General features: G+C 65.4%; 24 protein-coding genes and 1 tRNA gene. 11 read left to right on the top strand and 14 right to left on the bottom strand.

From position 1 onward, the window contains the following. Nucleotides 1-88: 88 nt before the first annotated feature. The 8 genes from AC6CH3_RS16675 to AC6CH3_RS16640 form a co-directional block, all read right to left on the bottom strand. Nucleotides 89-268, bottom strand: a complete 180-nt coding sequence (locus tag AC6CH3_RS16675; RefSeq protein ID WP_498133471.1) for a hypothetical protein — start codon at nucleotides 266-268, stop codon at nucleotides 89-91. Nucleotides 269-306: 38 nt separating this feature from the next. Continuing rightward, nucleotides 307-1,332 carry a hypothetical protein gene (locus tag AC6CH3_RS16670; protein WP_498133470.1) on the bottom strand — a complete coding sequence of 342 codons (1,026 nt, stop codon included), beginning with the start codon at nucleotides 1,330-1,332 and terminating at the stop codon, nucleotides 307-309. 279 nt (nucleotides 1,333-1,611) lie between these two features. Then, on the bottom strand, nucleotides 1,612-2,244 hold the full coding sequence (locus AC6CH3_RS16665; protein ID WP_498133469.1) for a DUF305 domain-containing protein: 633 nt from the start codon (nucleotides 2,242-2,244) through the stop codon (nucleotides 1,612-1,614). A gap of 126 nt (nucleotides 2,245-2,370) precedes the next feature. Then, entirely contained in the window at nucleotides 2,371-2,856 is a 486-nt protein-coding gene (locus AC6CH3_RS16660; protein ID WP_498133468.1) for a hypothetical protein, read from the bottom strand. A gap of 76 nt (nucleotides 2,857-2,932) precedes the next feature. Then, the gene (locus AC6CH3_RS16655) at nucleotides 2,933-5,083 is read right to left on the bottom strand and encodes a heavy metal translocating P-type ATPase (RefSeq protein ID WP_498133467.1); all 2,151 of its coding nucleotides are present in this window, start codon (nucleotides 5,081-5,083) and stop codon (nucleotides 2,933-2,935) included. A 63-nt stretch (nucleotides 5,084-5,146) separates the two neighbouring features. Then, complete coding sequence (locus AC6CH3_RS16650; protein WP_498133466.1) at nucleotides 5,147-5,368, bottom strand: heavy-metal-associated domain-containing protein; 222 nt, start codon at nucleotides 5,366-5,368, stop codon at nucleotides 5,147-5,149. 323 nt (nucleotides 5,369-5,691) lie between these two features. Then, nucleotides 5,692-7,113 carry an alkaline phosphatase PhoX gene (locus AC6CH3_RS16645; protein WP_498133465.1) on the bottom strand — a complete coding sequence of 474 codons (1,422 nt, stop codon included), beginning with the start codon at nucleotides 7,111-7,113 and terminating at the stop codon, nucleotides 5,692-5,694. 135 nt (nucleotides 7,114-7,248) lie between these two features. Next, the gene (locus tag AC6CH3_RS16640; protein ID WP_498133464.1) at nucleotides 7,249-9,606 is read right to left on the bottom strand and encodes a SulP family inorganic anion transporter; all 2,358 of its coding nucleotides are present in this window, start codon (nucleotides 9,604-9,606) and stop codon (nucleotides 7,249-7,251) included. A gap of 148 nt (nucleotides 9,607-9,754) precedes the next feature. Here AC6CH3_RS16640 and AC6CH3_RS16635 point away from each other — a divergent pair, with 148 nt between their 5' ends. From AC6CH3_RS16635 to AC6CH3_RS16610, 6 genes are all read left to right on the top strand, one after another. Next, nucleotides 9,755-10,204, top strand: coding sequence for a hypothetical protein (locus tag AC6CH3_RS16635; RefSeq protein WP_498133463.1), 450 nt, complete (start codon nucleotides 9,755-9,757; stop codon nucleotides 10,202-10,204). 58 nt (nucleotides 10,205-10,262) lie between these two features. Continuing rightward, nucleotides 10,263-11,093 carry a ribose-phosphate pyrophosphokinase-like domain-containing protein gene (locus AC6CH3_RS16630; RefSeq protein ID WP_498133462.1) on the top strand — a complete coding sequence of 277 codons (831 nt, stop codon included), beginning with the start codon at nucleotides 10,263-10,265 and terminating at the stop codon, nucleotides 11,091-11,093. Nucleotides 11,094-11,095: 2 nt separating this feature from the next. Then, nucleotides 11,096-12,640 (top strand): nicotinate phosphoribosyltransferase, encoded by a 1,545-nt coding sequence (locus tag AC6CH3_RS16625; protein ID WP_498133461.1) that lies wholly within the window; start codon nucleotides 11,096-11,098, stop codon nucleotides 12,638-12,640. Between the two features lie 32 nt (nucleotides 12,641-12,672). Next, nucleotides 12,673-12,837: a hypothetical protein gene (locus tag AC6CH3_RS16620; RefSeq protein ID WP_498133460.1), complete on the top strand. Its 165-nt coding sequence runs from the start codon at nucleotides 12,673-12,675 to the stop codon at nucleotides 12,835-12,837. Beyond that, entirely contained in the window at nucleotides 12,824-13,477 is a 654-nt protein-coding gene (locus tag AC6CH3_RS16615; RefSeq protein ID WP_498133459.1) for a hypothetical protein, read from the top strand. Before AC6CH3_RS16620 ends, AC6CH3_RS16615 begins: the two co-directional genes overlap by 14 nt. Before the next feature lie 150 nt (nucleotides 13,478-13,627). Then, nucleotides 13,628-14,701 carry a DNA polymerase IV gene (locus tag AC6CH3_RS16610; RefSeq protein ID WP_498133458.1) on the top strand — a complete coding sequence of 358 codons (1,074 nt, stop codon included), beginning with the start codon at nucleotides 13,628-13,630 and terminating at the stop codon, nucleotides 14,699-14,701. A 152-nt stretch (nucleotides 14,702-14,853) separates the two neighbouring features. On the opposite strand, the gene AC6CH3_RS16605 is transcribed toward AC6CH3_RS16610, so the two are convergent. The 4 genes from AC6CH3_RS16605 to tmk form a co-directional block, all read right to left on the bottom strand. Beyond that, nucleotides 14,854-14,926: transfer RNA gene (locus tag AC6CH3_RS16605), tRNA-Thr, on the bottom strand. A 121-nt stretch (nucleotides 14,927-15,047) separates the two neighbouring features. Continuing rightward, nucleotides 15,048-16,622: an alpha/beta hydrolase gene (locus tag AC6CH3_RS16600; RefSeq protein ID WP_498133547.1), complete on the bottom strand. Its 1,575-nt coding sequence runs from the start codon at nucleotides 16,620-16,622 to the stop codon at nucleotides 15,048-15,050. Between the two features lie 63 nt (nucleotides 16,623-16,685). Continuing rightward, nucleotides 16,686-17,828 (bottom strand): DNA polymerase III subunit delta', encoded by a 1,143-nt coding sequence (locus AC6CH3_RS16595; protein WP_498133457.1) that lies wholly within the window; start codon nucleotides 17,826-17,828, stop codon nucleotides 16,686-16,688. After that, a complete protein-coding gene (tmk, locus tag AC6CH3_RS16590; RefSeq protein WP_498133456.1) occupies nucleotides 17,825-18,481 on the bottom strand; it encodes a dTMP kinase in 657 nt (218 codons plus the stop codon). The genes AC6CH3_RS16595 and tmk overlap by 4 nt, the downstream gene beginning before the upstream one ends. A 90-nt stretch (nucleotides 18,482-18,571) precedes the next feature. Here tmk and AC6CH3_RS16585 point away from each other — a divergent pair, with 90 nt between their 5' ends. Together AC6CH3_RS16585 and AC6CH3_RS16580 are read left to right on the top strand one after the other, a co-directional pair. Then, nucleotides 18,572-19,756, top strand: a complete 1,185-nt coding sequence (locus AC6CH3_RS16585) for a trans-sulfuration enzyme family protein (RefSeq protein ID WP_498133455.1) — start codon at nucleotides 18,572-18,574, stop codon at nucleotides 19,754-19,756. Nucleotides 19,757-19,765: 9 nt separating this feature from the next. After that, a complete protein-coding gene (locus AC6CH3_RS16580; RefSeq protein ID WP_400580009.1) occupies nucleotides 19,766-20,122 on the top strand; it encodes a DUF2516 family protein in 357 nt (118 codons plus the stop codon). A gap of 9 nt (nucleotides 20,123-20,131) precedes the next feature. Here AC6CH3_RS16580 and AC6CH3_RS16575 read toward each other — a convergent pair whose 3' ends face one another. Beyond that, complete coding sequence (locus AC6CH3_RS16575) at nucleotides 20,132-20,971, bottom strand: class I SAM-dependent methyltransferase (protein ID WP_498133454.1); 840 nt, start codon at nucleotides 20,969-20,971, stop codon at nucleotides 20,132-20,134. Nucleotides 20,972-21,041: 70 nt separating this feature from the next. Between AC6CH3_RS16575 and AC6CH3_RS16570 the strand changes: the two genes are divergently transcribed. Then, nucleotides 21,042-21,788, top strand: a complete 747-nt coding sequence (locus AC6CH3_RS16570) for a phosphoglyceromutase (RefSeq protein ID WP_498133453.1) — start codon at nucleotides 21,042-21,044, stop codon at nucleotides 21,786-21,788. Between the two features lie 148 nt (nucleotides 21,789-21,936). On the opposite strand, the gene phoU is transcribed toward AC6CH3_RS16570, so the two are convergent. After that, nucleotides 21,937-22,602, bottom strand: a complete 666-nt coding sequence (phoU, locus tag AC6CH3_RS16565) for a phosphate signaling complex protein PhoU (protein WP_498133452.1) — start codon at nucleotides 22,600-22,602, stop codon at nucleotides 21,937-21,939. A 205-nt stretch (nucleotides 22,603-22,807) separates the two neighbouring features. Between phoU and AC6CH3_RS16560 the strand changes: the two genes are divergently transcribed. Both AC6CH3_RS16560 and AC6CH3_RS16555 read left to right on the top strand, forming a co-directional pair. Further along, nucleotides 22,808-23,989, top strand: a complete 1,182-nt coding sequence (locus AC6CH3_RS16560) for a sensor histidine kinase (RefSeq protein ID WP_400580050.1) — start codon at nucleotides 22,808-22,810, stop codon at nucleotides 23,987-23,989. Beyond that, complete coding sequence (locus tag AC6CH3_RS16555; protein ID WP_400580016.1) at nucleotides 23,986-24,666, top strand: response regulator; 681 nt, start codon at nucleotides 23,986-23,988, stop codon at nucleotides 24,664-24,666. Before AC6CH3_RS16560 ends, AC6CH3_RS16555 begins: the two co-directional genes overlap by 4 nt.

The raw sequence follows: 24,666 nt of genomic DNA, 5'->3' as shown, positions 1-24,666 counted from the left end.
GCACCGCTGAAACTGCCCTTGCGGCAGCATCATTCAACGGGGCGGGGCCCGTGTGAGCCAGGGCGTGCGCGGCCCAGACACAGGCCCGTCAGGCCGCCGCTTGCTCCTGTCGGATGGCCACCGCGTCAACGGTGGCCCAGTCGTCCTCACAGGACAGGCAACGGCTCATGAACCGCTCGGCTGCGGCAGAGGTATCAAAAACCTCGGTCCGGATCCGGCAGCTGTCGGCTTCGAAGAATGTGACGTGGAATTCCTGGTTCATTTCCATGACTCCATGGTGCAACCGGGGTCTGACATTTTTGTTCTTCAGTCCGGTGTGTTGCGCAGCCGGAGCACCCGCTGCTTCGCAAGCTCCGCCGTCCGCTGGCTCCGTTCAGCGGCGCGGGCGGCCTGCTTTGCCTCTGCCGCTGCCGTCTCGCGGTCCTTTCGGACGGCCTCCAGCGAGGCCTCCAATGCCTTTAGACGTTGCCTGACCTCCTTGACCTCGGCCGTCAGCCGGGTGAACTCCCCGGACGCCTCCTGGAAGGCTTCCTCTCGGGTTTCGGCCCCCGTCGCGGCTGATGCCGCCGCCGTCTCGGCCTCCGCGAGAGCGGCAAGGGCTTTATCCAGGATGGAGGGCGACGGCGGACGGGGCGTTCGTCCCACGGCCTGGAGGCGGGGCTTCTCCGGCGCGTCCGCAGGCTGTCGCCTTGGCATCGACGGCTTCGACGGCTTCGACGGCTGCCTCGACCGCGCGCCAGCCGCGCGCGGCGTTTCCGGTTCCGGGCGCGCTGGCATCGGCTGCGGCGGTTCGGTCCGCTCGGGCAACTGCCCGAGCGCGGAAGGAACGGCGACCGCGCCTTCGAGATCAACCCGGTCCACGCCGTCGGCCGTAAGAACCCGCAGAAGCATGCCGGTCTGGACGGCAGCCGCTGCAGCTGCGTCTGCTGTGGCTGCCCGCAGCGTCTCTTCCACTTCAGAGGCCACCGGGCCGCTGATGGCCCGGCCCTGCTGCTCCGCAGCGAGACGGGCGGCGTTGACGGCTTCGGCGAGGAGCTTGCGCCGCTCCCGGGACAGCTCCCGCAGGACTGCGGCATCGAGCGCGGCTTGCGCGCCCTGCATCGTCTCCCCAAGGTTCCGCAGCTGCCGCACGGCCTCCGGCTTGTGGTGCGCCAGCATGTTGACCGCCCATGCCGCGGCAGAGGGCTTCGGAAGGGCCTTGATGGCCTGGGAGAGCGGCCGGTTGGATTCCACCGCGGCGGTCTTGGCAGCGGCGGCACGGGCTGTCACGAATTCGTCGAATGGCAGGGCATACAGGCGCCCGGCGACGTCGGCAAGCTCCTGCTCTTCCATGAAGGCCATCTTAGGACGGCGGCGATCGCGGCATCGCACCACGCGATGTACGGATTTGGTGTACGGATTCCTCGCCCCAAAGGGCCGACGACGGCTGGGGGGACACCGCCCTGGTCTCAGACAGGCGGCACCGCCGCCGGCCCAGCCCCGGTGATCCATTTCCTATTATCCTCCCTGTTGAGGGGATGAAACAGCTTGCCGAACAACATCATTCATGGCTGCCGGGCCCTTGCCTGGCGGGTCCTTGTTTGCGGGTGGCTGGTACTGCCGGACGTCCTTCTATAGGGCGGCCAGCAGTTTCCGCATTTCCTGGATCTCGGCTTCCTGTGCGCTCACGATGTCCTTGCTGAGTTTGACCGCATCCGTATTCTTACCCGCGGTGTTCTCGGTCTTGGCCATAACGATCGCCCCTTCATGGTGGGCGATCATCTGCTGCAGGAAGAGCCGGGCAGCCTCTCTTCCCTGGGCGGCGTCGAGCTTCTTGAGGTCCTCATCGCCCACCATGCCGCCCATGCTGTGGCTGCTGTGACCGGAGGGCATCTGTGTGGGTTCGTTCCAGCTCTGGAGCCAGCCGGTCATCAGATCAATCTCCGGGTCCTGGGCAGCCTTGATCTTGGTGGCCAGGGCCGTCACCTGGGCAGGAATGTCCTGCTTCTTCAGTATCATGTCGCTCATGTCCAGGGCTTGGGCGTGGTGCGGGATCATCATCTGGGCGAACGCGACGTCGGCGGCGTTGTGATCGGTGGCCGAGTCCGGGGCACCGGTGGAGGGTGTGCTGGAGGAGGTGCCGGCGTGGTCCATGCCGGGCATGGACGTGCCCGAGGAACCGGTGCCGGATCCGCTGGCGCAGCCGGCGAGGGCGAGGGCTGCGGCGATGGCTGTGGCGGAAAGGGGGAGAAGTTTCTTGTTCATGGTAAATCAGGTCCTTCAGATCATGGGCGTATGGGTGCACATCAGGGGATGCGGGCTGACGGTCGGGAGGGACCGCAGCAACGTGCTTGCGTGGGAACTGGTCGTTTCCAGCGCAAGCTTCCTGCTTTACGTCCTGCTGATGGACAGCTCGCCCGGCGACGGACTGCCGGGTAGATAGGGATAGGACCCGGGGAGGGCCGCGGTCACCCCCGCATTGGAGACGGCGCCGAAAACGGCCGTGCCCGGCACCGGGACGGCCAGCGAGCCGGTCTTCCCTGACGGGGTACAGGACACCGTCATCGAGTGCATGCCCGCGCAGTTGCCGGAGCAGGCGCACTCCTCGCCGGAGACGCTGTCTGCATTATGCTCGCCCGAAGAAGGGTGGCCAGACGACGTGCCGGGGGTGCCATGCGCCGCATGACCATCGCCCGCTGTGGATCCTGCATGGCCCGTCGCAGCGTCCGCAGCTGTGAGGGCGGCAGGGGAATGCATGCCGTGGCTCCCTGTGATGACGTGCATGCCCAGGATTCCGGCGAGGACGGCAAGGATGCCGGCCAGCAGCCCGGCGCGGCGGAAGAACGCGGACGCGGCGTTCCGGCGGGATGCGGCCATGATGTTCCTCCTTCCGTTCGGGCTGGTGTTTAGGCTACCGGCCTTGACCGGTGGCCGGTGCTTTAGCGCCGGTGGGTCAACGAACCGCGGCGGGGTTGAGTTTCACCCGCCGCAGCAGCTGGGCATTGAGCGCAACCACGATGGTGGAGGCGGACATCAGCACGGCGCCCGCGGCAGGGGAGAGGACGACGCCGGCAAAGGCCAGCACTCCGGCGGCCAGCGGGACGGAAATGATGTTGTAGCCGGTGGCCCACACCAGGTTTTGCCACATCTTCCGGTAGCTGGCACGGGACAGATCGACCATCGACAGGACCGCCCGGGGGTCGTTGCCTGCCAGCACCACCCCGGCTGATTCCATCGCCACATCGGTGCCGGCACCGATGGCGATGCCGACCTCCGCCCTGGCCAGTGCCGGGGAGTCGTTCACGCCGTCACCAACCATGGCTACTCTCATCCCGCGTGCCTGCAGCTCCGCGACCTTCTTGTCCTTGTCGGCGGGAAGGACCTCGGCGAAGACCTCGCCGATGTTCAGCTCGGCGGCGACGGCGGCGGCGACCTGGCGGGCGTCGCCGGTGATCATGGCGACCTTGATGCCCCGTCTTTGCAGGGCCGCGACAGCCTGGCGTGATTCTTCCCGGACCGCGTCTTCCAGGCTGACCGCGCCCAGAATCCGGTTTCCGTCCACGATGTGCAGCACGGCTGCGCCGCGGTCCATCCACGTCCGGGTGGCCGCTGACAGGGCTTCGGGTTCCGTGCTGCGCAGTTCCTTCAGCAGTGCCGGGCCGCCGACCTGGACAGTCCGGTCCCCGACGGTGGCGCGGACACCCCGGCCTGTCATGGACGTGAAGCCTGTGGCCTGCGGGAGGTCCAGGCCCTGCTGGCGGGCTGCCCGGACGATGGCGCGCGCCACAGGGTGTTCGCTGTCGGACTCGACGGCGGCGGCCAAGGCCAGCAGTTCCTCACGGCCGATGCCCTCCGCAGCGGCAACGTCTTTGAGCTCGGGTGCGCCCTTGGTCAGGGTGCCGGTTTTGTCGAAGAGGACAACGTCGACGGTGCGCATGCGCTCCAGGGCCATCCGGTTCTTGATCAGTACGCCTGCGCGGGCTGCCTGCTCGGTGGAGATGGCGATAACCAGCGGGATTGCCAGGCCCAGGGCATGCGGGCATGCGATGACCAGTACGGTCACGGTCCGGGTGACGGCATCCGGAACACTGCCCAGCAGCGTCCAGGCGATGAAGGTGATGGCACCGGCAGCCGTTGCGAAGTAGAACAGGAAGGCCGCGGCCCAATCGGCCAGCGCCTGGGCTTTGGAGGATGAGGCCTGCGCCTCGGCAACCAGGCGCTGAATGCCGGCCAGCGCAGTGTCATCTCCCACGGCGGTAACGCGGACCCTGACCGTGTTGTCCGTGGCGACCGTTCCAGCGACGACGGAATCACCGGCGGACCGGAGCACGGTCTTGGATTCGCCGGTGATCATAGACTCGTCGAATTCGGCCTGGCCGTCGATGATGGTGCCGTCTGCGGGCATGCGGGCGCCGGAACGAACCAGCACTGTATCCCCGGGCTGAAGGTCTGTGACGCTGACCGTTTCCGTGCCCGTGGAGGTGATGCGTTCGGCCTCATCGGGCAGCAGGGCGGCCAGTGCGTCGAGCGCGCCCTGGGCGGAGCCGAGGGCGCGCATTTCGATCCAGTGGCCCAGCAGCATGATGGCTACCAGCAGGGCCAGCTCCCACCAGAAGTCCAGATCGAAGCCGCCGATCCCCAGGCTCGTCACCCAGGAAGCAACGAAGGCGACCGTGATGGCCATGCCGATGAGCAGCATCATCCCTGGCTTCCGGGTCCTCAGCTCGTTCAGGCCGCCTTTGAGGAATGGCTGGCCTCCGTAGAGGAAGATCACCGTTCCCAGGACGGGAGGGATCCAGGTCGAGCCCGGGAAACCGGGCGGCATGTAGCCGAGCAGGTGCCCGAACATCGGGCTGAAGTACACCACCGGCACAGACAGGACGAGTGTCAGCCAGAACCTGTCCTTGAACATGGCCGTGCTGTGCCCGGCGTGCTGGCCGTGGCTGTGCACCACGTGGTCATCCTGGGCGCCGTGGCCTGCCTGGCTGCGGCGTCCGGGTGCGGTTGCCAGCGCCGCCGGAGGGGACGCCGTCGACGCCGCGCCGCTGCCGGCGTCGTGTGCAGTGTGGTCTTGGTGGTTATGGTGCTGAGTGTGATCTTCCATGGTTCCTCCCTCTGAGGATGTGGGCGGTCCTGCGGACGGGATCTCCCAGGACAGCGGACCGGACTAGCGGGGGACCAGGCTGTATCCGGTGGAGGCGACGGCGTCACGGATCGCCTCGCGGGGCGCAGATCCGGAGATGACCAGGCGGGAGCGGCCGCCGGGGACGAGGGCGACAGATGCGGCTTGCACGCCCTTCACGGAGGCGAGGGCCTGCTCAACTGTCGCGACGCAGTGACTGCACGTCAGCCCTTCAAGGGCATATTCGGCATCTCCGGTGGCAGCCAAGGGGTCTGTGGCCTCCTGTGAGCAGCAGCTGCAGCCCGGGTCGGCGGACACCACTGGGAGTTCTTTACGGGATTCATTTCCGCACATGTCAGTTCCATTCCTTGAGAAGAAGTTATGGCGCTGGGGTTGAACGGCTGTGACGGCGATGCGATGCACCGGCCTGGACATACCACTTCACTGACAACACACTCAATATACCCCCAGGGGGTATAATCTTGCAAATATCTGGCCGCAAAAATTGCAGGACTTTGCCGTGCTTAAACGGGATTCCGCCCGCTGCCAAGGCCTGGCTGCGGGCGGAATCCGTACAGGGTTAAGGGAGTTTACGCTGCGTTGTCGGGGCTGTCCCAGGGGCCGGTGATGGCCAAGGTGAATCCTGGGGATTGGATGTTCACGAAGAGAGTCTGGCCGTCGGCGCTGAACGCCGGGCCGCAGAACTCGCTGTCGTTGTATTCGTTGCGGGCCAGCGGGTAGGGGTCGCCCTGCTCGGTGACGCCGACGAGGTGGGAGACGCCGTCGCCGTCTTCGGCCAGGATCAGGCCTCCGTGGGTGGAGACGGTGATGTTGTCGGGGCCGTCGAAGTTGCCGTTATCCACGTTAACGTTCGGATTGACGCCGAAGATGGTCTTGAGGGTGATGCTCTCGGTGTCGGGATCGTAGAACCACACCTGACCGTCGTGTTCGTTGACGCTGCCGTCGACGACGCGTGCGAAGCTGGAGACGAAGAACACCCCGCCGTCGCCCCACCACTGACCCTCGAGCTTGCGGGCACGGGTGACCTTATCGTTCGTGAACTGCTTGCGCACGGAAACGGTCTTGGCGCTGCGGTCGGGAACATCAATCCAGTTCACCTTGTAGCGCGTGTTGACCGCGGTTGCTTCGGACAGGTCGTTCACGTGGGATTCGTCATCGCGGGAGCAGCTCATTGCCTGCAGCCTGCCGGCGATGTCGCCCCCGGCGGAGAGGGCGAGTTTGCGCAGGGCATCCTTGCCAGGGACAAAGCCCTTGGGCGGGACCCAGCGGAAGTACAGGCCGTTGGGCTTGCTGGCGTCTTCGGTCAGGTAGATAACGCTGTTCTTGGGATCGACGGCGACTGCCTCGTGGGAGTAGCGGCCCATGAACTTCAGCGGCACCGGGCTCTTGCCGATGTTCGCTTCCCGGCTCGTCGGATCCACCTCGAAGACGTACCCGTGGTCCTTGGTGTTGGTGCCCTGTCCGGCGCGTTCTTCGGTTTCCTCGCAGGTGAGCCAGGTTCCCCAGGGCGTGATGCCGCCGGCGCAGTTGTCTTGGGTGCCGGCCAGTGAGGTGTACTGCTGCATCCGGTTGCCGGCCTTGTCCACCACGATGGTCGAGGTGCCGCCGATGGCGCCGGGGTCATAGGTGATTCCCTCGATGACGGGGACCTTGAAGGGCTCCTCACCGCCGTTTTCATGGTTGGTGACCAGGACGGATCCGCCGTCGGCGCTGGCGAAGACGCCCATGCCGTCCGGGTCGCTGGGGTGGACGCCGTCGGCAGTGGGAGTTTGTCCCGAGCGGGCAATGAGTTTGTAGGAAAATCCCGGGGGCAGGGCCAGAATGCCCTGCGGGTCCGGGACCAGCGCGCCGTATCCGGTGGCGGTGCCTGTCGCGGCCGAAGCCGGACGCACAAAGGCGTCGAGGCTGCCGGCACCGGCGAAGACGAAGCCGAGGCCCGCCGCGGCGGTGCCGCCGAGGAAGTTTCGGCGGGAGAGGGAAGTCGTGGTCATAGTTAACTCCTGGGGCTGAAAAGTCGGGAAACGGATAGGGCTGTCCGCAGCGGGACGAAGAATTCTGGCCGTGGACAGCCCTTGGGGAGGACCGGCCGTGAACGTGTGTTTGGAGGGGGTCCTAACTCACCGGGATCAGACCGCGGATGTATCGGATTCAACAGTTCCGGCGCTCACCAAGGCTGGGTCCAGGTTCTTGATGCCTTCGGTAGTGATGAGGATGACCCGGGCGGTGGAGATGTCGTAGAAGAGGCCGGTGAGGTGGACGCGGCCTTCCGCTACGGGGGCCTTGAGGAGTGGGTGGCTCTCGAGCTTCTGGAGCTGGACGGCGACGTTGACCATGCCAAGCTGGTCCAGCTGGCTGTAGCCTTCCACTCTCGCGGCCTGTGCTACAGGGTGGCCGGTCAGGAGTTCTTCGTAGCTGCCGCGGGCGTGGTCGATCCATACGTCGAGGACGTCGCGGGCTTGTCCTGCGGCGTGAGCGCCCGAGCCGGGGCTGGCAAGGACGGCTTTCATGGCTCCGCAGTTGGAGTGGCCGCAGACCACGATGGAGTCGATCGACAGGTTTTGCACGGCGAACTTCAGCGCGGATTCGGTGGAGGGGTCCTCGTTGTCGGCGCAGACGACGTTTCCGATGTTGCGCAGGGTGAGCAGGTCGCCGGGGCCGCTGCTGGTGATGAGGTTCGGGTTCACGCGGGAATCCACGCAGGTCAGGAACAGGGTGTCCGGGTTCTGGGTTTCGGCCATGTCCTGGGCGTGGGTGAGGGCGTGGTCTGCGTGGCGCAGGTGGTACTTGTCGATGCCAAGGAGGAGCGACTGGACGGGGTCCGGGAGGTCTCCATCCAGGGCGGCGGGGTTGAGGTCGGCGCCTTCCTGCCAGGCCTTGCGGGGTGCCAGGGGGAAGGTGCGGGGTTGCCGGCGGCTGGGGGGCGTGGCTGCTGCGTCGTGGAAGACCTCGTCGCCGTGTTCGTCGAAATGCACGGTTCCGCCGGTGCTGAGGTGCTGCTTCCGCCAGGATTCGATGGTTTCGTACACGGCGTGGTCCAGGAAGTCAGTGGACAGTTCGACGGAGACGTCGGTTCCTGCCGGTACGGAGTTCAGGACGCGGGTAAGGCGCGGGAGGGAGTAGAAGCTGCAGGATCCTTCAATGACCACGCGCCAGCGGCTGGTTTCAGGTCCGCCGACGGGTTCGGCGAACATCGTGGGCCGCAGCACGCGCCACAGGACGAAGGCTGAGGCTAGCACCAATCCGATGAGGACGCCTTCGAGGAGGTTCATGAAGATGACGCAGAACAAGGTGACGCCGTAGGCGAACATGTCTCCGGTCTTCAGTGCTGTCCTGATGTCCGCGGGCTTGACCAGGCGCACTCCGATGACGATCAGGAGGCCGGCAAGGACGGCCTTGGGAATGGTCTGCAACAGGCCGGCGAAGAGGAGGGAGAACACCAGGATCCAGATGCCGTGGAGCACTGCCGATTTGCGCGTCTGGGCGCCGGCGTCGACGTTGGTGGCGCTGCGGACGATCACACCGGTGATGGGCAGGCCTCCGATGAGTCCGGAGACCATGTTCGCGCTGCCCTGGCCGATGAGTTCACGGTCGAAGTTGGTGCGGGGGCCCGTGTGCATCTTGTCCACGGCGACCGCTGAAAGCAGCGACTCCATGCTCGCGATCAGGGTCATGGTGATGACACCCATAGCGACCGCGTTCCACTCTCCCGTGGGGAGCTCGGGCAGGGCTATGGCGTCGAAGACGTTTCCGCTGAAGCTGATCCGCTCAACGTCGGATGCCAGGACGACGGACAGGAGGGTTGCCACGATGACGGCGACGAGGGCACCGGGAATTCGCTGGACGCGGGCCGGAACGTATTTCCAGGCCACGAGGATGGCAATGACGATTCCGCCCAGCATCAGCGCCTGCACGTTGAGTGAGGCAAGGGTCGCCGGGATGTGTTCGATGTTGTCCCATGCGGATTTGCCCGCTTCTGCACCGAGCAGGACATGCAACTGCTGCAGCACGATGGTGACGCCGATGCCGGCGAGCATGGCGTGGACCACGATCGGCGAAATGGCGAGGGCCGCGCGGCCGACTTTGCTGATACCAAGGAGTATCTGCAGCAGGCCGGCTGCGGCCGTGATGGCGCACGTGGCCGGCCACCCGAATTGTTCGATCAGGCCGGCCACGACCACGGTCAGGCCGGCCGCGGGGCCGCTGACCTGCATGACCGAACCACCCAGGCTGCCGGCAACAATGCCGCCGACCGCCGCGGCAATGAGCCCGGCCATGATGGGTGCTCCGGAGGCCGCGGCGATGCCCAGCGACAAGGGCAGCGCCACAAGGAATACGACTAGTGATGACGGTAGGTCTGCGCGCAGTCCATTGAGCAGGGACGGCCCGCTGAAGAGGGGACCGGGAGACCCGGAGGGTGCGGAGGGATGTTCGGGTTTTCGGATGTTGGGTGTCGTCTCAGGAGAATTGCGAAGTGATTTGGGCATGACGTAGCCTCGGCTTCTGTTCGTCGTTGGGGACGCCGGCAATCGTAGGCCTGCCCATATGACCCAATTGGAAAGTGTGCATGAACAGCATGCTTATAGTGGTCAACCTTGCGGTTGGGTCGGTCCCGCAGGCGGCTAGGCTCAACCTGTGATGAGTTGGCAGAACGACGACGAACGCTATGTCGTCCGCCGGTGGTGGAGGGGGAGATCCCTGCCTTGGGCCGCCCTGGTTGTCGTCTCCATGGTCCTGACGGGTATCTCTCTGGAGCGGACTGCATTCTTCTTTTACGAGCCTGTCCCGGAGTTCATCGAGCGGCTGCGCGTGGGCAGGCTGTTCATGCTCGCGGGGTCTGCCGCGTCGATTGCGGCAGCGGTCTGGTCACAGGTCCGGAGCTACCCGCTGTGGGTAACGATCTGCGTGGCCGCGCCGGCAGTGCTGGCCGGCATGGCGACGATGATCACGACACCCCCGTCTCTGACCCCACAGATAGCCGGTCTAGTCGCCCTGCCGGCGGCCCTGGCCGGGCTCATCGGAGGGCTGCTTTTTCGGAGCCAAGGGACGATCCGGCCTGGTCACGCGTCAGGAAAATCACCTTGAGCGATGCACTTCCCGCAGATTAATCGTCAAATGACGATTAATCTGTTAGAGTTGCAACATGATCACGACATTCGCAAAGTTTCCGCAGGGCTGGACCTCCTTCTCCCGGGCCACCGAGATGCGTTTCCCCGCCGGGGAATGTCACATCCAGACCGACAGGGTCATGGACGGCGAAACCCCGCTCTACCTGTACCTGACCGGAACGGACGCGAACGATTACGTCACCGCCGGCATGTGGATCGATTACGCCCACCAGGGCGGCCACAAGGTCACGGCCCTCATCCCGTACCTCCCCGGCGCCCGGCAGGACCGCGGCAACCCGTTTGGGGCGAGGGTATACGCCAACCTGATCAACGCCATGGAAGCCGACGAGGTCGTCTGCTTCGACCCGCACTCCGAGACGATGCCCGCCTTGGTGAACAACCTGCGCGTGGTCCGCTCCGACGCCGTGATCAAGAAGGTCCTCCGCAAGCACCTGGCCGGATACGCCGGCATCATCTGCCCCGATGCCGGAGCGAGGGAACGGACGGAAAAGACTGCGGCAACCCTTGGCCTGCCCGTCTACTACGCCACCAAGCATCGCGACTTCATCACCGGCCGGCTCTCGCACTTCGAGTGCGAAGAACTTCCCGCCGACGGCAGGTTCCTGGTCGTTGATGACATTTGCGACGGCGGAGGTACCTTCCGGGGCCTCGCCGAAGCCACCGGCCTGCACAAGGAACGCCTCGACCTTTGGGTCAGCCACGGGGTGTTCTCCGGCAACGCCGCCGCGCTGAACGAGCACTTCGGCAACATCTTTACCACCGACTCCCACCCCGGCGCCGTCAACCCCGCAGTCGGGGCCAGCGTCTCACCTCTGATTCACCACCTCCTCGAAGGGACCAAGTAACCATGAGCACCGCCCTCAGCACCCGAATCACCGCCCCGTCCGTCACCGCCGCCCTGTTTGAGACGGACGCTTACAAGCTGGGCCACCGCGCGCTCTACCCCGAAGGGACCACCGGTATCCTCAGCAACTACACCAGCCGCGGTTCCCGTATCGACGGCGTCACCAAGGCAGTCCACTTCGGCCTCCAGGCCTTCCTGCAGTCCTACTGCATCGAAGCGTTCGCACCCTTCTTCGCAGCAGACGAGGACGAGGCCGTCGCCGAATACGCAGCCGTACTCGAATCGATCCTCGGTCCGAACGACATCGAGACCGACCACGTCCGCGCCCTGCACCGCCGCGGCTGCCTGCCCCTGATCTTCCGCGCTGTTCCTGAAGGCACCAAGGTGCCCCTGCGTGTTCCCTCCTTCACGATCGAGAACACGGAGCCGGAATTCTTCTGGCTCGTCAACTACATCGAGACGGTCCTCTCCGCCGCTGTCTGGCACCCCTCCACCACAGCGACCATCGCCGACCACTACCGCGGCATCCTGGACGAGGCCGCGGAAGTCACAGGCGTGGACCGGGCGACCGTGAACTGGCAGCTGCACGACTTCTCCTACCGGGGAATGACCGGTACGGCAGCCGCAGCAGCCAGCGGCGCCGGACACCTGCTGTCCTTCACGGGCAGCGATTCGCTTGCAACCCTCGACTGGGTCAACCGCTACTACCCGTCTGAAGCCGGGAAGGACAACGGACTGGTTCTCGGCTCGGTCCCGGCCACCGAACACTCGGTGATGTGCGCAGGCATCAGCGAATCCAGTGAACTTGAAACCTTTGAGCGCATCCTGGACAAGCACAAGTCCGGCATCGTGTCCGTGGTTTCCGACACTGATGACTTCTTCAAGGTCCTCACCCAGATCCTGCCGGCCCTGAAAGACCGGATCCTGGAGCGCGACGGCAAGCTCGTCATCCGCCCCGACTCCGGTGATCCCGCAGACATCATCTGCGGCACGATGTCCCGCCCCGGGGCCGTCTTCGCCGCCCAGGCCCGCACCACGGACGAGTCCCCGGAGTTCTACGGAGCGGTCCAGCTGCTCTGGAACGTCTTCGGCGGCACCACCAACGCCAAGGGCTACAAGGTCCTCGACAAGCACATCGGCCTCATCTACGGCGACTCCATCACCATCGGCCGTGCCAAGGACATCTGGACCCGACTGGAAGCCATGGGCTTCGCCTCTGAAAACATCGTCTTCGGGGTCGGATCCTTCTCCTACCAGTACGTCACCCGCGACAGCCTCGCCTCGGCCATCAAGGCCACTTGGGCCAGGATCAACGACGTCGAGCACAACCTGCTCAAGGACCCGGCCACCGACAACGGAACCAAGAAGTCCGCCACCGGACGCCTGGCCGTGTTCCGCAACAACGACGGCGAGCTGTACCTCGTGGAGAAAGCCACCCCGGAGCAGGAAGAGGAGTCGCTGCTGCAGCCGGTCTGGGCCAACGGCCAGTTCATCCGCCGCCAGTCCTTCGCCGACGTCCGCGCAGTCCTCGGCAACATCGCGTCCTAGGCAATCCAACGGCACCGACGAAAGGACCCGACATGGAACCGCATACGGTCGCCGCACGCCTGGCCAACGCCGAGCGGGAGCTGGATGCATTCGAACGCCAGCCCCCGCTCGGTGCCCGCGCCTACCTGCGCGGCCGAAACTGCCGCCGCGCAATCATCCTCGAACTTAGAGAAGAATTGACGCATGACCAAGAGTGACCTTCCGCAGCAGCCGCTCGTCTCCATCGACACGGTGCCCCTGATTCTCCGCGAAGGCCAGTGGCGCGTTGTGCTCGGCGTCCGCGAGTTCGAGCCGTATGCCGGCCAGGCTGCCCTGCCAGGCGTGCTCCTGCGTCCGATGGAGCGGCTGGGGGAGGCAGCGCTCCGCGCGCTCGAAACGAAGGTCAACATTCCGGAAGAGCATGTCCTGTTCCTGATGAACACGGGTGCTTTCGACAACCCCGACCGTGACCCCCGCGGACCCACCCTCTCAATCGCCCATCTTGCCGTGATCGACCCGGAGGACGAGCCCGGGGGCGTCGTCTACCAGCAGCTGGCCGTTACCGCCGATCTGCCCTTCGATCACACCGCCATCATCATGGCCGCCGCCAAAGCAGCGCTGGACGCGCTCTGGGTGAACGAGATGCTCACCCGCGCCCTGCTGGGGGAGAAGTTCAGCACTGCCGACGTCGCCCGCCTCATGCGCGATCTCTCAGCAGCCGCCTCGGAGAACGAACCCGACACCTCCAATCTGGGTAGGGAACTGGCCCGGAACTCACGGCTGGTCAAGGCAGCCACCCCTGCCGCGCCGGTCGGAAAAGGACGGCCCGCAGCGGCGTGGGCCTGGGCGGAATCTTGATCCAGGCCGACCCACAAGGCGGCCCCTAAGCGGCGGGCGCGTCCTCAAAAAGGGATCCCGGTCCGCGTACAGGAGCAGGTTTTGGTGCTCAGCGGCCAAGCCCGGCGGAGAGCCGGTGCTTGGTGGGGATGTTTAGGGCAGACTGGTGGCGTGAGCGGAATCCGGTGGGTGCTGCATGTCGATCTCGACCAGTTCATTGCGGCGGTCGAAGTGCTCCGGCGGCCGGAGCTTGCGGGCAAGCCGATCATTGTCGGCGGTCGGGGCGATCCCACGGAACGAGCTGTGGTGTCCACCGCATCGTACGAGGCCAGGGCGTTCGGCGTGGGTTCGGGAATGCCCTTGCGCATTGCAGCCCGGAAAGTGCCCGAGGCAGTGATTCTGCCCGTCGATCAGGAGGCTTACCTTGCGGCGTCTGAGACGGTGATGGCCACCCTGCGCGCGCAGCCCGGCGCCACCGTGCAGGTGCTGGGCTGGGATGAAGCCTTTATAGGCACTGAGACAGAGAACCCGGAAGCCTACGCCCGGCAGGTGCAGGCCGCTGTCCTGGAGCGAACGCAGCTGCATTGCAGCGTGGGCATCGGCGACACCTTGGTCCGAGCCAAGGTGGCCACCGGTTTCGGCAAGCCGGCCGGCGTCTTCCGTCTCACTGCCGGGAACTGGCTCGACGTCATGGGCAGCCGGCCCACCAAGGACCTGTGGGGAGTCGGAACCAAAGTGTCGGGCCGGCTGGCCAGACTCGGCATCAAGACAGTCGCCGAGCTCGCAGCGTCCGACCCCCAAGACCTGGTCCCGGAGTTCGGCCCCAAAATGGGTCCCTGGTACGCGGAGCTCGGACGCGGGGACGGCGCCAGCGTCGTGGATGACACACCCTGGGTTGCCCGCGGGCACAGCCGGGAGACCACCTTCCAGCGGGACCTGACCGAGCCGGCCGAGGTGGACGACGCCGTGAGGGAGCTGACAGCGCATGTCCTTGAGGATGTTGTGGCCGAAGGGCGGCCCGTGGTTGGGCTGACCCTTAAAGTCCGGTACGCGCCGTTCTTCACCAAGACCCACGCGAAGAAGATTCCCGAGACATTCGACCGCAACGAGATACTCGCCCGGGCCTTGGACCTCGCCGCCGGAATCGAAGCGGGCCGTCCGATCCGGCTCCTGGGCCTGCGGGCTGAAATGGCAATGCCCGACGATGCCCGAAAGGGACATACGCCGACGCGTGGCGGCTGGTGACGCGAAGGTTCAGCGGCGTCGAACGCGGCACCGTCGCGGCGAGTTCCGGAAGGAGTAGAAAGCGTGCCCTGACCTCAGGCGGAGGTCCCACCTTAACCAGCAAAAAACCCCGCATCATCGTCGGAATCAACGACAATACGGGGTTCTTCCCGAGCTTCCTATCAGAATCGAACTGATGACCTTTTCATTACGAGTGAAACGCTCTACCGACTGAGCTAAGGAAGCACCGCACCAATCAACCGGGAAAACCCGGCCGGTTCATGCAAGAGTCAACTGTAATAGAGTCCCTGCGTCCGGGTCAAAATGACGCCGGAACGGCGCCCCAATGCAGCGACTCGCAGGCCGGTCAGCAGACAGTCTTGTCCGCAGGCTCCTTGCCTTCCACGAGGTATGAATCCACGGCGTCCCTGATGCAGCTGTTGGCCCGGCCGTAGGCGGTGTGGCCCTGGCCTTTCCAGGTCAGCAGGGAAGAGTTGCCCAATTGCTTGCTCAGGGCGCCCGCCCACTCCACGGGCGTCGCGGGATCTCCTGTGGTGCCGACCACCACGATCGGCGATGAGCCCGTGTATTCTGCCGGGGCGGGAGCGGTCCGGACGTTCTTGTACGGCCAGTTGGCGCAGTTCGTGCCGCCGTAGGCGAAGAAGTACCCGAGCGTCGGTGACGCCTCACGGAGCCGCTGCTCCTCGGCCCGCATGGCCGCAGGATCGCTGGTCATGGGGTAGTCAAGGCAGTTGATTGCGGAGAATGCGAAAGTCGTGTTCGAGGTGTACTTTCCGTTCGAACTGCGGTTGGCTCCCAGATCCGCCAGGCGGAGCATGAGGCTGATGTCGCCCTGCATGGCTGCCTCAAGGGCCTGGGTCAGGGCGGGCCAGTTCTCGTTGGCGTACAGGGGCACGATAAGGCCGCTGACAAACGTGTTCCCGCCCACAACCCGGCCATCCTGCGCCGCACGCGGTGCGGCGGTGACTGACTGGATGACGTCGCTGATCTGCTGCACGCCGTCGTCAATGGTCCCGCTCAGCGGGCATCTTTCCTGCTGCATGCAGTGCTCGACGTAGGCGCGGAGTGCCTTATCGAAGGCCTTGGCCTGGCCCAGAGTGAGCTCCTCAGCGCCGAGGGAAGGGTCGATCGCTCCGTCAAGCAGCATCCGCCCAACGTTGTCCGGGAACAATGAGGCGTAGGTGGAGCCGAGGAAGGTTCCGTAGGAGAACCCCGCATAATTGAGCTTTGCGTCGTTGACGACCGCCCGGAGGACATCGAGGTCTTTGGCTGCGCTGACGGTGTCGATATGACCCAGCACCGGCCCCGTCTTTTGGGCACACTTCTGCGCAATCGCCTTGTTGTCGGCCAGCAGCGTGGCGAGACCGGCGTCCGTCTCGGGAGCGTAGATCTTCTCCCGCGCCTCGTCCCGTTCCTTGTCGGTCAGGCACACCACGGGCGCCGACCGTTTGACCCCGCGCGGATCGAAACCGATGAGGTCGTAGTTGGCCCGCACTTTGTCAGAGAAATTGCTGAAGCCGGCGTCCTTGACGAAGTCATAGCCGGAGGCCCCCGGTCCACCCGGGTTGACCAGCAGGCTGCCCTGTTTCTTGCCGCCCGTGCTGGGCATCTTCAGAGCGGCGATTTCAAGGGTTGCGCCGTCCGGCTTGGCATAATCCAGCGGCACCTTGACCTTGGCGCACTGCATCTTGTCCTCGCAGGGCTCCCACACCACTTTCTGGGAGTAGAAATCCTCCAGCCCCTCCGGAGCCGCAGCAGCGATGGAGGGGTCGGCCTGACCTGTGGCATTTCCCTGGCTGCCGTCCTTGGAAAGCCCGAGGAAGCTGCACGACGTCAGCAACAGGACCGCAGCCATCGCTCCGGCAGCCCGCACCGCAGCCGCGAGCGACCGCGACCGCGGGGTCAGGGGAGGTGTGGACATCATGCGGTTCTCCTTGGGGCAGAGCGTTTGGCGGCGTCAGGCAAGACAGGACTGGACGTTGGCCTAGATCAGGCCGGCGGCCATTGCCTCGATGGTCAAAAGCGGTGCGACGTTGGTCGTAGTGATGCGTTTCCTCGCCTTGTTGATGGCGTCCATCCGGGCGAGGGTGACCTCCGGTCCCGAGCGGCCTGCGAAATCCTCCAGTTCACTCCTCAACTCAACGTTGACGAGCTCTACCGAATTCCCCATCTGGATGATCAGCACATCCCGGTAAAAGGAGAGGAGGTCGGTCAGCGTGCGGTCCAGGGAGTCCGTGATGGACCGCTTGGCGCGCCGTTTCTGATCATCCTCAAGCTGTTTCACCTGGCTGCGCATCGCGGGCGGGAGAGTGCCGGTTTCGGGGGCGCCCAGCGTGGCCAGCAGTGCGGCCTTCTCGGCGGCGTCCCGCTCCTCATTGGAGCTGTTGGCCTCCTCGGTGGCGATCTTGACCAGTTTATCAGCCATCATCACGGCGGCCGTAATGCCCCGGAGGCCCAGCGGGAAACGGACAGTCTCCAGGCGGCGCTCCCTGGCCTCGGCGTCGCGGGCCAGCCGGCGGGCAATCCCCACATGGCTTTGCGCTGCGCGTGCCGCGCGTTCCGCCACGGCCGGATCGACGCCGTCGCGCTTCACCAGCAGCGCCGCGACGTCGGCGGCCGGGGGAAGCCGGAGGGCTACGGCCCGGCACCGCGACCGGATGGTGACCAGGACATCCGCCGGGGACGGTGCGCACAGCATCCAGACGGTCCGCGGCGTGGGTTCCTCGATGGCCTTCAGCAGAACATTCGTGGTGCGCTCTGCCATGCGGTCGGCGTCCTCCACCACGATGACCCGCCACCGGCCCGACGAGGGCCTGTTGCCTGCAGTGGAGACCAGTTCCCGGGCCTCCTCGATGGTGATGGTCACCTTTTCGGTCCGCACAAAAACGACGTCGGCATGGGTTTCGCCGAGGATGGTCCTGCAGGCGTGGCACTCGCCGCAGCCGCGCCGGGACACGTCGTCCTGATCGCAGTTCAGGGCCGCGGCAAAGGCCTTGGCCGCATTCGACCTGCCGGAGCCCGGCGGGCCGGTGAACAGCCAGGCATGGGTGAGTCCATCACCCGTTGCCGCCTGCTGCAGCTGTGCGACGACGGCAGACTGGCCCTGGAGATCGTCCCATACCGTCATCGGGTGCTCCTGCCGGAGACTGCCAGCAGCCGCTCCACGCGGTCCAGGATGCGGGCGGCAATCTCATCGACGGACAGCTGCGCCTCAAGCACCAGGTAGCTGTCCGGACGGGCCGCGGCAAGATCCAGAAAGGCCTGCCGGATCCGTGCATGAAATTCGTCGGCTTCCGATTCCAGCCGGTCCTCTGCGGCGTCACCGGCCGTGCGGCGGCTGCGGCCGTCTGCGGGGTGCACATCCAGCAGCACGGTGAGATCAGGAATCAGCCCGGAGGTGGCCCACTCATTGACGCTCCGGACGGCATCCGTGCCCAGATCACGCCCCGCCCCCTGGTACGCAACGGAGGAATCGATGTACCGGTCGGTCAGCACCACGTCGCCGCGCTCCAGCGCGGGCCGGATGACCTGGCTGGCGTGGGCAGCCCGGGATGCCGCGAAAATCAGCGCTTCTGTATGGGCATCGATGTGGCCGTGGCCGTGGTCCAGCACGAGGGAGCGGAGTTTTTCGCCAATCGGTGTTCCGCCCGGTTCCCTGGTCCGCAGCACGGTCAGGCCGCGGGATTCAAGAGCCCCGGCCAGCAGGGCAGCCTGCGTGGACTTGCCTGCGCCGTCACCGCCTTCGAAAGCGATGAAAAGTCCGGGACTCTGATTATTCACTCATCCAGCCTACCTACAATCACCGACAGGAAGCCGCCCGCGCCCGGAACCGCTTTTCCCCGCGGCGGGAGCCCAAAGTACCCTTTGTTCATGAGCCTTTCCCAACACCATGCCGCATCCCTTTCGGCTGAGACGGTGGTTGTGGCCGCCGGCCGCCCCGCGCGCGAACGGGACGAGCCGGTCAACCCGCCGATCGTGATGTCCTCCACCTACTTCGGCACCGGTGCCCTGGACGACGGCGACCGCGGCTACGGCCGCTACTCCAACCCCACGTGGGACCCGTTCGAGGAAGCGCTGGGGCAGCTTGAAGGTGCGGCGCTGCCGGGCCTCCTCTACGCCTCCGGCCTGGCCGCCGTCAGCTCGGCCCTCTCGCTCCTTCCCGCCGGGGGAGCATTGGTGATGCCGACGCACAGCTACTCCGGCTCGCTGGTGATGGCCTCAGAACTGGCGGAAAAGGGCTTCCTCGAGCTCCGCTTGGTGGACATCGCCGACACCGACGCCGTCATCGCCCAGCTCGCCCCCGCGGACGGCAACCCGGCGGCCATGCTGTGGCTGGAAAGCCCGACAAATCCCATGCTCGGCATCGCGGACGTCCGGGCGCTGACCCAGGCTGCGCACGACGCCGGAGCGATCGTTGTCACGGACAACACCTTTTCCACCCCTCTGGTGCAGCAGCCGCTGAGCCTCGGGTCCGACGTCGTCCTTCATTCGGTGACCAAATATCTGGCCGGGCATTCCGACGTCGTTCTGGGCGCCCTGGTGACCTCCAACCAGGGACTGCGGGATACGTTGCTCCACCACCGCACCATCCACGGCGCCATCCCGGGCCCGTTCGAAGCCTGGCTTGCCCTGCGGGGGCTGCGGACTCTCGCCCTGCGGATCGAACGCTCGCAGGCGTCCGCGGCAGTCCTGGCTGAACGGCTGGCCTCGCACCCGCAGGTCGAAGGTATCCGCTATCCCGGCCTCGCCACGGACCCGGGCCACGACCGCGCCAAGTCCCAGATGTCCGGCTTCGGCTCCATACTGTGCATCCAGGTTGCGCCGGCAGGGGACCTCACCGGTCCCGACGCCGCCGACAAGCTGGTCCGGGCCCTGCAGCTGTGGCTGCCCGCCACCTCGCTCGGCGGTGTGGAATCGCTCATTGAACGACGACGCCGGCACGTGGCCGAGCCGGTCAGCGTCCCCGAGAACCTGGTCAGGTTGAGTGTCGGAATCGAAAACGTTGAAGACCTTTGGTCCGATTTGCAGCAGGCTTTAGAGGCTTTGGCCAGTTAGGCTTGACAGGTGGACGGAACAGTACTGATTGACTATGTCGAATCTGGAGTTGGATTCATCCTCCTATTCGTGGCTCTCGCGCTGGAGGTGTGGGCCTTCTTTGACTGTGTCCGTCACAGGGCCAACGCCTTTCAGGCCGTGGGCAAACGGACCAAGACGTTCTGGCTGGCGCTCACTGGCGGCGCACTGGCCGTTGGAGCACTGGCACTAGCCACGTACCGCGGAGGCAGCCTGCTCGGGTCCTTGGGCCTCTTCGGCTTGGCGGCCGTCGTGGCAGCATCCATCTATCTGGCGGACGTCCGCCCTGCGGTCAAGGACGCCGGCCGCGGCGGCAGCCGCAACAGGGATCCGTACGGCCCCTGGTAATTCCCGGCATTAGCCCTCCGGGGCCACGGCTTCCCAGCCGACGGTGAGTTCCCCCAGCCGCCACCGCGACGGTCCGTCGTGGACCGGCCACCCGCCGTCGAGCAGCGTCCTGCACATGGCCGTCCAGCGTTGCCTGTTTCCGAAAGATGCCAGCGGCGCCGACTCCAGCCACGCCTTGTCCATGGCCTGCAACAGCCCGTGGACGCGTTCGCCGGGAACGTTCCGGTGGATGAGCGCCTTGGGCAGGCGTTCGGCCACATCGGACGGCAGCTGAAAACTGCCAAAGCGCATGGACATGCTCAGGGTCAGCGGACGCGCGGCATCCAGCGCTATCCATGTGACGCGCCGGCCGATTTCGTCGCAGGTCCCGTCGATGAAGAGCCCGTCCGGGGCGAGCCTGTCCTGCACCAGCCGCCAGATGCCCGGGACGTCCGCTTCCTCGTATTGGCGGAGCACGTTGAAGGCCCGCACCAGGACTGGCCGGCCAGGCACGGGGAGCTCAAAGCCACCCATCACGAAGCTGAGGCCGGGACGTTCAAGGGCCTTGGCGGCCAGCACCCTGTCCGGCTCGATTTCGATGCCGCAGACGCGCACATCGGGCCGGACAGCGGCAAGCCTCTCGAAAAGTTCGACGGCGGTGGCCGGGGATGCGCCGTAGCCCAGGTCGACCACGAGCGGGTCGGCCGCGGACCGGAGCCGCCAGGCCTGCGGCCCGGCCAGCCAGCGGTCCAGCCGGCGCATGCGGTTGGGGTTGGTGGTGCCGCGGGTCACGTTGCCGACCGGCCGTCCGCGGTTGGCCCGGCTGACCCCTGTTATGGGGTGAGTCACCCGCTCTGCTTTCTGCACCACCGCCCCAGACTACCGCGCGATTTATGTAACGCTCGGCAGCAGCAGCGTCTGCTCGGCTAGGATGAAAATCATGACTTATAAGCTGATTCTGCTGCGCCACGGCCACAGCGAATGGAACGCCAAGAACCTGTTCACCGGCTGGGTGGACGTTGACCTGAACGATCAGGGCCGCGAGGAAGCAGCACGCGGGGGTGAGCTCCTGGTTGAGCACGACGTGCTCCCGGACATCCTCTACACGTCGCTCCTGAAGCGGGCCATCAACACCGCCAACATTGCCCTGGACAAGGCCGACCGCGGCTGGATCCCGGTCAAGCGCGACTGGCGCCTCAACGAGCGCCACTACGGCGCTCTGCAGGGCAAGGACAAGGCCCAGACCCTCGCCGAATACGGCGAGGAGCAGTTCATGGAATGGCGCCGTTCCTACGACACCCCGCCGCCGCCCCTGGATGACAACTCGGAGTTCTCCCAGGCGAGCGACCCCCGCTACGCCGGCCTGGGCGATGACCTGCCCCGCACCGAGTGCCTCAAGGACGTCCTGGTCCGGCTGCTTCCGTACTGGGAATCAGACATCAAGGAAGACCTGAAGTCCGGCAAGACGGTCCTCGTCACGGCCCACGGCAACTCCCTGCGCGCGCTGGTGAAGCACCTCGACGAGATCAGCGATGAGGCCATCGCCGGCCTGAACATCCCCACCGGCATCCCGCTGGTGTACGACCTGGACGAGAACTTCCAGCCGGTCAAGCGCGGCGGAACCTACCTCGACCCCGAGGCCGCGGCCGAGGCCATCCTGGCCGTCGCCAACCAGGGCAAGAAGTAGAGCTCCGTCAAGAATCCCGCTGGCTGCTCGGTCGTTCCTCCCTTAGACGCAGCTCAGCCGGGCCTGACTTCGCGTTAAACAGACGACGGCGGCTGGTCACCTCAGGTGACCAGCCGCCGTCGTTCGCCGTTTGGGCGGACGAGAACTGTCAGCCGTGCTCGACGCTGCTGTTCGGGTGCCAGGCGCCCGTCACGAGATAGCTGACTTTCTGGGCAACGGACACGCCGTGGTCGGCAAAACGCTCGAAGTAGCGGCTGGCCAGGGCGACGTCCACGGTGGTGGCGGGGGATTCCTGCCAGTCACTGCGGGCGATGGCCTTGAAGACGCTCAGGTGCAGGTCGTTCACCTCAGAATTCGCCTTAAGGATGTCGCGGGCAACTTCGAGGTCCCTGGTCTCCAGCAGCTGGGTGACCTTGTTGGCGATCAGGATGTCGTGTTCGGCAAAGCTCTTGAACGTCTCCGTCAGGGACGCCGGGATAACGTTGGCGGGGAAGCGGAGGCGGGCCAGCTGGGCGATGTGGCGTGCGAGGTCACCCATGCGTTCCAACGACGCGCTCATACGCAGGGAGCCCACGATCATCCGCAGGTCACTTGCCACCGGACCCTGGAGAGCGAGGATGTCGATTGCGCGCTCATCAAGGCTGTTCTGGAGGAAGTCAATACGGGCATCCGCCGCGATGACATCCTGCGCCAGGTCGACGTCGGCGACCTCAAACGACGTGGTTGCCTTGGCGATCGCTTCGCTGACCAACTTTGAAATTTCGATGAGGTCCTCACCCACGTGGGCGAGCTCTTCCTGAAAAACCTTACGCACGTAGGCGTCCTTTCCTTGGAACTCCGCCACGCCGCGATGGCAGCCAGAGTCTCGTGTCACCGATCCGTTAGTCCAACTTGCCACTTTTCCAGTGCCGGGTGAACTGTTACTCATCTCTAGATGAACGTTAGCTGAATCCATCGCGTTATGGACCCGCGGCAGCTTTTCAGACGTTTCGAAAGCATAAGCTTGAGCCGTGGATCCAATGCTCATCGGTGTCATCGCCGGCCTGCTCGGCCTGTCGTTTGGTGTCTTCGGCGTGCTCGCGTTCAGGGTCAGCGAACAGCAGCGCAGGATCGTCGACGTCGAATTCGATGAGCCCGCCCTGCCGCCGGGAGCCGCGGAAGTGCTGGCCGTCATCGGTAAGGCATTCGTGGTGGTGGACGCCATTGACGGCGTGGTCCGGGCAAGTCCTGCCGCCTATGCGTACGGCCTGGTGCGTGGCCACACGGTGGTGCACCGGGAACTCCTGGAGATGACGGCAAATGTCCGCCGGGACGGCGTCATCCTGGAAAAGAAGCTCGAGCTCCAGCGCGGCCCGGTGGGGCAGGGCACCATGATCGTGCAGGTGAGGGCGGCCATGCTTGGCGAGGAATACATCCTCCTCCTGGCCGATGACCGGACCGAGATAACGCGTACGGAGGAGATCCGTAACGACTTCGTGGCCAACGTATCCCATGAACTGAAAACACCGGTGGGTGCCATCTCGCTGCTGGCGGAGGCGCTGGAGTCTTCAGCAGACGATGAAAAGGCCGTACGCCGTTTCGCCGCGCGCATGCACAAGGAGTCCGCCCGTCTCGCGGCGTTGGTCCAGGACATCATCGAACTGTCACGCCTGCAGGGCGCAAACGTGGCACAAGAGGGCCATCCCGTGGACATCAATGATGTGATCTCGGAGGCAGTGGACCGCTCGCAGTTGCCGGCCGAGAGCAAGAACATCCAGATCGTCATCGGCGGCCGGATCGACGCGAAGGTCTACGGCGACCAGGACCTCCTGGTGACGGCACTGCGCAACCTGATCGACAACGCCATCCGCTATTCGCCCGAGAACACCCGCGTGGGGATCGGGGTGCGCGCCAAGGAGGGCCTGATCGCCATCTCCGTAACGGATCAGGGCGAGGGACTCTCCGCCGAGGACCAGGAACGGGTATTCGAGCGCTTTTATCGTGTGGATTCCGCACGCTCCCGGCATACCGGCGGCACAGGGCTCGGACTGAGCATCGTCAAGCATGTCATCTCCAACCATGGCGGGGAGGTCACCGTCTGGTCCCAGCCCGGGCAGGGATCGACGTTCACGCTGCGCCTGCCGGAGATGGAAGGCCAAGCGCAGAATGCCAAGGAACCAAAGGACGCCGCCGGCGCCCATGAACGAGGAGTTACCGCTTGAGCAGGATTCTTATTGTTGAGGACGAGGAATCGTTCAGCGATCCCCTGTCCTATCTGCTGGGCAAGGAAGGCTTCGAGGTTGAGGTCGTCGACAACGGCGTGGATGCGCTCATGGAGTTCGACCGCAACGGGGCTGACCTGGTGCTGCTGGACCTGCAGCTGCCTGGCCTGTCGGGGACGGAAGTATGCCGGCAGTTGCGCCAGCGTTCGAGTGTCCCGGTGATCATGCTTACCGCCAAGGATTCAGAAATCGACAAGGTCGTGGGGCTCGAACTGGGCGCCGACGACTACGTCACCAAGCCGTACTCGTCGCGCGAGCTGGTGGCCCGTGTCCGGGCTGTGCTCCGGCGGCAGGGCGAACCGGAAGAACTCGTCTCCTCCACGGTCCAGGCCGGACCGGTGCGGATGGACATCGAGCGCCACGTGGTCAGCGTGGGGGGCGAGCAGGTGCCGCTTCCCTTGAAGGAGTTTGAACTTCTCGAGATGCTGCTCAGGAATTCCGGCCGGGTGCTGACCCGCGGACAGCTAATCGACAGGGTCTGGGGGTCAGATTATGTGGGCGATACGAAAACGCTTGACGTCCACGTGAAACGGCTCCGGAGCAAAATCGAACCCGACCCCTCGCTCCCGCGGTACCTGGTGACCGTCCGCGGCCTGGGCTACAAGTTCGAACCGTAA

Source organism: Arthrobacter sp. GQ119 (genome assembly GCF_059759125.1).
This window is presented reverse-complemented; position numbering and strand designations above follow the sequence as displayed.

Bases quoted from the DNA above. Each gene is read 5' to 3' on its own strand.
- AC6CH3_RS16675 (WP_498133471.1), bottom strand. From the start codon at position 268: ATGGAAATGAACCAGGAATTCCACGTCACATTCTTCGAAGCCGACAGC.
- AC6CH3_RS16595 (WP_498133457.1), bottom strand. From the start codon at position 17,828: ATGACGGTATGGGACGATCTCCAGGGCCAGTCTGCCGTCGTCGCACAG.
- AC6CH3_RS16585 (WP_498133455.1), top strand. From the start codon at position 18,572: ATGAGCCTTTCCCAACACCATGCCGCATCCCTTTCGGCTGAGACGGTG.
- AC6CH3_RS16570 (WP_498133453.1), top strand. From the start codon at position 21,042: ATGACTTATAAGCTGATTCTGCTGCGCCACGGCCACAGCGAATGGAAC.
- AC6CH3_RS16560 (WP_400580050.1), top strand. From the start codon at position 22,808: ATGCTCATCGGTGTCATCGCCGGCCTGCTCGGCCTGTCGTTTGGTGTC.
- AC6CH3_RS16620 (WP_498133460.1), top strand. From the start codon at position 12,673: ATGGAACCGCATACGGTCGCCGCACGCCTGGCCAACGCCGAGCGGGAG.
- AC6CH3_RS16630 (WP_498133462.1), top strand. From the start codon at position 10,263: ATGATCACGACATTCGCAAAGTTTCCGCAGGGCTGGACCTCCTTCTCC.
- AC6CH3_RS16655 (WP_498133467.1), bottom strand. From the start codon at position 5,083: ATGGAAGATCACACTCAGCACCATAACCACCAAGACCACACTGCACAC.
- AC6CH3_RS16660 (WP_498133468.1), bottom strand. From the start codon at position 2,856: ATGGCCGCATCCCGCCGGAACGCCGCGTCCGCGTTCTTCCGCCGCGCC.
- AC6CH3_RS16615 (WP_498133459.1), top strand. From the start codon at position 12,824: ATGACCAAGAGTGACCTTCCGCAGCAGCCGCTCGTCTCCATCGACACG.
- AC6CH3_RS16640 (WP_498133464.1), bottom strand. From the start codon at position 9,606: ATGCCCAAATCACTTCGCAATTCTCCTGAGACGACACCCAACATCCGA.
- AC6CH3_RS16665 (WP_498133469.1), bottom strand. From the start codon at position 2,244: ATGAACAAGAAACTTCTCCCCCTTTCCGCCACAGCCATCGCCGCAGCC.
- AC6CH3_RS16645 (WP_498133465.1), bottom strand. From the start codon at position 7,113: ATGACCACGACTTCCCTCTCCCGCCGAAACTTCCTCGGCGGCACCGCC.
- AC6CH3_RS16600 (WP_498133547.1), bottom strand. From the start codon at position 16,622: ATGTCCACACCTCCCCTGACCCCGCGGTCGCGGTCGCTCGCGGCTGCG.
- AC6CH3_RS16670 (WP_498133470.1), bottom strand. From the start codon at position 1,332: ATGGAAGAGCAGGAGCTTGCCGACGTCGCCGGGCGCCTGTATGCCCTG.
- AC6CH3_RS16625 (WP_498133461.1), top strand. From the start codon at position 11,096: ATGAGCACCGCCCTCAGCACCCGAATCACCGCCCCGTCCGTCACCGCC.